The following is a 6,290-nucleotide window of genomic DNA, read 5'->3' on the forward strand; positions in this document are numbered from 1 at the left end:
ATTCAGCCCTGTTGTAACGAGAATGAAATAATTAGCACTACAGTTCACGGAATGCTTGTTTTAAAGCTTGGTCAACACGCTCAACACCAATGACTTCGATTCCTGCTGGAAAATCCCAGCCTCCGATATTTGAAGTTGGGATAAAGATACGTTTAAACCCTAGTTTAGCAGCTTCATTCACACGCTGTTCGATACGTGTAACACGACGTACCTCACCTGTTAACCCTACTTCACCTGCAAAACAATCGGTTGGATTAGCTGATAAATCTTTAAAACTTGAAACAATACTAACAAGTACAGCTAAATCAATAGCTGGCTCATCTAACTTCACACCACCAGCCACTTTAATAAATGCATCTTGTGCCTGTAACATAAACCCCATCCTTTTTTCTAGAACAGCCATTAATAATGACACACGGTTTTGATCTAACCCTGTCGCCATACGTTTTGGATAATTAAAACTTGATGGTGATACAAGCGCTTGAATTTCTACAAGAATTGGGCGAGTTCCTTCCATCGATGCAACAATTGTTGACCCCGGTGCTCCTTGCGAACGTTCTTCAAGGAACATTTCAGATGGATTTAAGACTTCTTTTAGCCCTCCATGAACCATTTCAAAAATCGCGATCTCATTCGTTGAGCCGAAGCGGTTTTTTTGGCTACGTAAAATACGATGGTTATGATGACGCTCTCCTTCAAAGTACAGTACGGTATCAACCATATGCTCTAAAATACGTGGACCCGCGATTTGTCCCTCTTTCGTTACATGTCCCACTAAGAAGATGGCAATATTTTTTGTTTTTGCAATACGCATTAATTCCCCTGTACATTCTCGAACCTGTGATACACTACCTGGTGCTGACGTTACTTCTGGGTGATGTACCGTTTGAATAGAGTCAATAATGACAAACTTCGGTTGTGTCTGCTCGATTGTCTCACTAATCATTTCAAGATTTGTTTCAGCATAAATATAAAGTTCTGGTGACTGAACACCTAAACGCTCTGCACGTAATTTTGTTTGGCGAATCGATTCTTCACCTGACACATAAAGCACCCGATGATTTTTATTCGATAATAATGCCGATACTTGTAGCAGTAATGTAGATTTCCCGATGCCCGGGTCCCCACCAATTAAAATAAGAGAGCCTGGTACAATACCGCCACCTAACACACGGTTAAACTCAGTTAATTCTGTTGGAACACGCTGCTCTTCCTGTGTTTCTACTGAAATAATGGGTGTTGCTTTAGCTGACACAATTTCGGAATGCTTAAATGCTCCACGCGGGCCTTTCGCAACAACTTCTACTTCCTCTACCATCGTATTCCACTGACCACAGCCTGGACAACGCCCCATCCACTTAGCTGTTTCATAGCCACATTCATTACAAACAAATTTTGATTTCTTCTTTGCCATAATACCCTCCCGTAAAACGATTATACGTTTATTATAAAACAAAAAAGGAACGCCTTAGTAGTACAGACGTTCCCATTTTTAAATTTATTATTTCTCAGTAGTTACTGGGGCTGGTTCTTTTGTTGAAACGATAAATTTTCCGTCTGCATCAACATCGAACACAATAACTTGACCTGTTAATACTTCACCTTTCAAAATCTCTTCTGACAAGCGGTCTTCAACATGTTTTTGTAGTGCTCTTCGGATAGGTCGTGCCCCGTATTCTGGGTCATAGCCTTCCTCTGCAATTTTATCTAGTGCAGCCGGTGTTAATTCAAGCTCAATATGTTGCTCCGCAAGACGTTTTGTAAGCTGTTCAGCCATTTTCCCAACAATTTCTGCAAGCTCTTCTTTCTTAAGTGCATGGAAGACAATTGTTTCATCAATACGATTTAGAAATTCTGGGCGGAATGCTTTTTTCAGCTCTTCTAACATAACGCCTTTTGCAGTTTCTTCTGTTTTCGCTGTTTCTTGGGCACCAAAGCCAACTGACTTACGATATTTCAATGCTTCTGCACCAATATTTGATGTCATGATGACAACTGTGTTACGGAAATCAACAACGCGACCTTTTGAATCTGTTAAGCGACCATCATCTAAAACTTGTAACAAGATGTTGAACACATCTGGATGCGCTTTTTCAATTTCATCTAGTAACACAACTGAGTAAGGTTTACGACGAACTTTTTCAGTCAATTGACCACCTTCATCGTAACCTACATAACCTGGAGGTGAACCAACAAGACGTGAAGTCGAATGTTTCTCCATGTACTCAGACATATCGATACGAATCATCGAATCTTCATCACCAAACATAACTTCTGCTAGTGCACGACCAAGCTCTGTTTTACCAACACCTGTTGGACCAAGGAAGATAAATGAACCGATTGGACGTTTTGGATCTTTTAATCCAGCACGGGCACGACGGATAGCACGAGAAATTGCTTTTACCGCTTCACTTTGCCCTACTACACGTTTGTGTAATTCTTCTTCTAAGTTCAACAATTTCTCAGATTCTTCTTGAGCGATTTTCGCTACTGGAATACCTGTCCACATTGCAACAACTTCGGCGATGTCATTCACTGTTACTTCTGATTCAGAACGACCTTGTTTTTCTTTCCATTCTTTTTTCGTTGCTTCTAACTCATCTTTTAATTTTTGCTCAGAGTCACGTAGGTTCGCCGCTTTTTCAAACTCTTGGCTTTGAACTGCTGCATTTTTCTCAGCTTTTACACTCTCTAATTTTTGTTCAAGTTCTTTTAAATTAGGCGGTGTTGTATACGAACGTAAGCGTACTTTTGAACCGGCTTCATCCATTAAGTCAATTGCTTTATCTGGAAGGAAGCGGTCTGAAATGTAGCGATTACTTAATTGAACTGCTGCTTCTACTGCTTCATCGGTAATTTTCACACGGTGATGCGCTTCATAACGATCGCGCAGACCACGGATAATTAATACAGCTTCTTCGGGAGTAGGCTCATCAACTTGAATCGGTTGGAAACGACGTTCAAGTGCTGCATCTTTTTCAATATATTTACGGTATTCATCAAGTGTTGTGGCACCGATACATTGTAGTTCTCCACGAGCTAATGATGGTTTTAAAATATTCGATGCATCAATTGCACCCTCTGCACCACCAGCGCCAATTAATGTGTGTAACTCATCAATAAATAAGATGACATTGCCAGCTTGGCGAATTTCATCCATTACTTTTTTCAAACGGTCCTCAAACTCACCACGGTATTTTGTACCCGCTACAACTGTACCCATATCTAGAGTCATAACACGTTTGTCGCGTAAAATTTCTGGTACTTCATTGTGAATAATTTGTTGTGCTAGTCCTTCAGCAATCGCTGTTTTACCAACACCTGGTTCACCAATCAAGACAGGGTTATTTTTTGTACGACGTGATAACACTTCAATGACACGCGTAATTTCTTTACTACGTCCAATCACTGGATCTAAGCTACCTTCACGTGCGATTTGAGTTAAATCACGCGCTAAGCTATCTAATGTAGGTGTATTTGCTGTCGGTGCAGCTGAAGCATTGCTACCTGCATTTGTATCATGATTACCAAGTAGTTGTAGCACTTGTTGACGGGCTTTATTTAAGCTAACACCCGCATTGTTTAATACGCGTGCTGCAACACCTTCACCTTCACGAATTAGTGCTAATAAAATATGCTCTGTACCGATATATGTGTGACCTAATTTACGCGATTCATCGACGGATAATTCGATCACTTTTTTCGCACGTGGCGTATAGTGAACGACTGGACCCACATCTTTAGTACCGACACCTACAAGTTTTTCAATACCTTCTTCAATTACTTCAGGCGTCACTTCAATTGCTTCTAATGCTTTTGCTGCAATGCCGCCGCCTTCACGAATAAGGCCAAGTAGAATATGTTCTGTGCCGATCGCATCATGTTTCATGCGAATTGCTTCCTCTTGTGCTAATTGTAGAACCTTTTGAGCTCGCTGAGTAAAGTGGTTAAACATCATATGAATCGTCTCCTTTTTCACGCTGTCTCACATTATTTAATATCTCTCGTAATAATGTGGCACGATAAACATCTCTTTCATTTGGCTTTAATGTAGTGCCAACGTATTGTTGTAAAAAACCTGGTTGAATAACCAACATACATTTATTTAAAACCTTTGTAGGAATGTTTTCAATTAGTCCTAAATCTATACCCAATCGCACGTTAGATAAACAATTTGCCGCTTCATCAGACGTTAAAATACGGGCATAATGTAATGTTCCTAATGAACGATTTACTCGGTCATTCATAATGGTCTCCGCATGATCTAATAGGGCTTTTCTAGACTCTGTTTCTCGTTGTACGATTTGTTCTGCTAATGATTGTAAGTCTGTCAAAATCTCTTCTTCTGATTTACCTAGTGTTACTTGATTTGAGATTTGATAATAATTACCTACAGCTTCTGTTCCTTCGCCATAAATCCCACGAACGACCATACCAAGCCGAGGCATCATACTAATAATTTGTTCCATTTGATCAGTCATTGTTAACGCTGGTAAATGCATCATAACCGAAGCACGCATACCCGTTCCTGTATTTGTTGGACAGCTTGTTAAGTAACCAAACTCTTCATCAAATGCATACGGGACATACTCTTCTAAATAACGATCAAGTGTATCGGCATTGAAATAGGCTTTTTCTAAATCTAGTCCCGGCTCAATACATTGAATACGCAAATGATCTTCTTCATTAATCATAACACTCACTGATTCATCATCTGAAATAACAACAGATGCAGAACGGTCTTTATGCGCTAACTGTGGGCTAATTAAATGTTTTTCGACGAGCACCTTCTTTTGAAGAATCGGCGTCGTTGCGATATCAATATGCGTGAAGTGCTGATCAAGTGTTTCTGCATCAAGCAACACATTTGAAATGGTTTGATCCAATTTAAATGCTTCATCTTCTGAAAAAGCTCGGGGAAAGCGGTAATCTTTCAAATTACGAGCTAGACGAATTCGGGTACTCATAACAATATCGCCATGTTCTACATCGCCCGCCATCCATCTCACATCAGTCGCATTAAAAAAAGTATCTTTTTTATCCATTCAAATCACCGCCATGCAATTCTTTTTCAAGCTTTCTTGCCTGGTCGCGTAGTGTAGCAGCGTCTTCAAAACGCTCCTCTTCTACAGCCTTCTTCATGTCATTACGCAACCCTTCAATTTCTTGCTTTAATTTATAGGTTGCATTGACTGCACCAGGCATTTTTCCAACGTGTCGTGTTGCCCCATTATGAAGACGCTTCATCACTTGTGGAAGTTCATCGCGAAATGCATCGTAACATGTTGGACAATTGAATTTACCATCATGTAGAAATTGCTTGTATGTCATACCACAATTCGGACAAATTAAATGCTCCTCCTGTTGCTGGCTTTTCGGTGCATTTGCTGACCATGTAGGAATACCAAACCAGTCTGCAAAAAGCTGTTGCAATGGTACATGTTCATTCTGAGAATGATCATGCTGATGTAATTGTTGGCTACAAATCTCGCAATAATGTTTTGTGATTTGCTGACCATTTTTCACTTGCGTTAAGGTTATTGTTGCAGGTCTTTGCTTACAATTTTCGCAGATCACTTCACACACCTCTTATCTCTTAGGAATATCGTATTTTAATGTCATTAGCATCGCGCGTAAGATTCGTGCGCGTACTTCATCACGTAATGGCAAGTTGAGCGCTAATATTTGTCGATCGACAGCCGCCAACATCATTTTCGCTTCTCTTTTTGAAATAACTTCTTCATTAATAAGACGGAAAATGATATCTTCTGCAACTTGTTGTGGTGCAGAAATCCCTAGTTGTTGAATGGTTTCATCAATCAAATCAGCACTCGAAGTTATTTGAACGCGAACGATACGAATATACCCTCCGCCTCCACGTTTACTTTGTACCTGATACCCACGTTCCTCAGTAAATCTGGTATTAATAACATAGTTAATTTGCGATGGTACACATTGAAATTTATCAGCGATCTCACTACGTTTAATTTCAATTAAGCCATTTCCTTCTAATTCAATAACTTCCTTCAAATATCCTTCAATAATGTCGGAAATATTTCTCATTTGCTGTCCTCACCTCGCTTGCCTTACTGACTTTGACTATCTTTGACTATATTATATTCAATTCAAAATTCGATTACAAATATTTGGCTCATAAAATGTGTAAAACCTATTCTCTCATTTCGATATGACGAATTGTAATATTAAGTGCACCACTCAAAATAAATAAAAAAAGACCCATTCAATATGAGCCTGTATAATTAAAGTTCCTACACCAAAATCAACAGGGG

Annotated in this window: 5 protein-coding genes; all 5 read right to left on the reverse strand. The window is 39.6% G+C overall.

Annotated elements, in window-relative coordinates; all coding sequences use genetic code 11:
• Positions 1-37: 37 nt before the first annotated feature.
• On the reverse strand, positions 38-1,414 hold the full coding sequence (radA, locus tag ACFSY7_RS09225; RefSeq protein WP_126991992.1) for a DNA repair protein RadA: 1,377 nt from the start codon (positions 1,412-1,414) through the stop codon (positions 38-40).
• An 87-nt stretch (positions 1,415-1,501) separates the two neighbouring features.
• The gene (locus ACFSY7_RS09230; RefSeq protein ID WP_380147660.1) at positions 1,502-3,958 is read right to left on the reverse strand and encodes an ATP-dependent Clp protease ATP-binding subunit; all 2,457 of its coding nucleotides are present in this window, start codon (positions 3,956-3,958) and stop codon (positions 1,502-1,504) included.
• Positions 3,948-5,045: a protein arginine kinase gene (locus tag ACFSY7_RS09235; RefSeq protein WP_126991994.1), complete on the reverse strand. Its 1,098-nt coding sequence runs from the start codon at positions 5,043-5,045 to the stop codon at positions 3,948-3,950. Before ACFSY7_RS09235 ends, ACFSY7_RS09230 begins: the two co-directional genes overlap by 11 nt.
• Positions 5,038-5,577 carry a UvrB/UvrC motif-containing protein gene (locus tag ACFSY7_RS09240; protein ID WP_126991995.1) on the reverse strand — a complete coding sequence of 180 codons (540 nt, stop codon included), beginning with the start codon at positions 5,575-5,577 and terminating at the stop codon, positions 5,038-5,040. The genes ACFSY7_RS09235 and ACFSY7_RS09240 overlap by 8 nt, the downstream gene beginning before the upstream one ends.
• Positions 5,578-5,589: 12 nt before the next feature.
• On the reverse strand, positions 5,590-6,063 hold the full coding sequence (locus tag ACFSY7_RS09245; protein WP_380147661.1) for a CtsR family transcriptional regulator: 474 nt from the start codon (positions 6,061-6,063) through the stop codon (positions 5,590-5,592).
• Positions 6,064-6,290: the final 227 nt, after the last annotated feature.

The organism is Kurthia populi (assembly GCF_042686175.1).
Lineage (GTDB): Bacteria > Bacillota > Bacilli > Bacillales_A > Planococcaceae > Kurthia > Kurthia populi.

Bases quoted from the DNA above. Each gene is read 5' to 3' on its own strand.
- radA (WP_126991992.1), bottom strand. From the start codon at position 1,414: ATGGCAAAGAAGAAATCAAAATTTGTTTGTAATGAATGTGGCTATGAA.
- ACFSY7_RS09230 (WP_380147660.1), bottom strand. From the start codon at position 3,958: ATGATGTTTAACCACTTTACTCAGCGAGCTCAAAAGGTTCTACAATTA.
- ACFSY7_RS09245 (WP_380147661.1), bottom strand. From the start codon at position 6,063: ATGAGAAATATTTCCGACATTATTGAAGGATATTTGAAGGAAGTTATT.
- ACFSY7_RS09235 (WP_126991994.1), bottom strand. From the start codon at position 5,045: ATGGATAAAAAAGATACTTTTTTTAATGCGACTGATGTGAGATGGATG.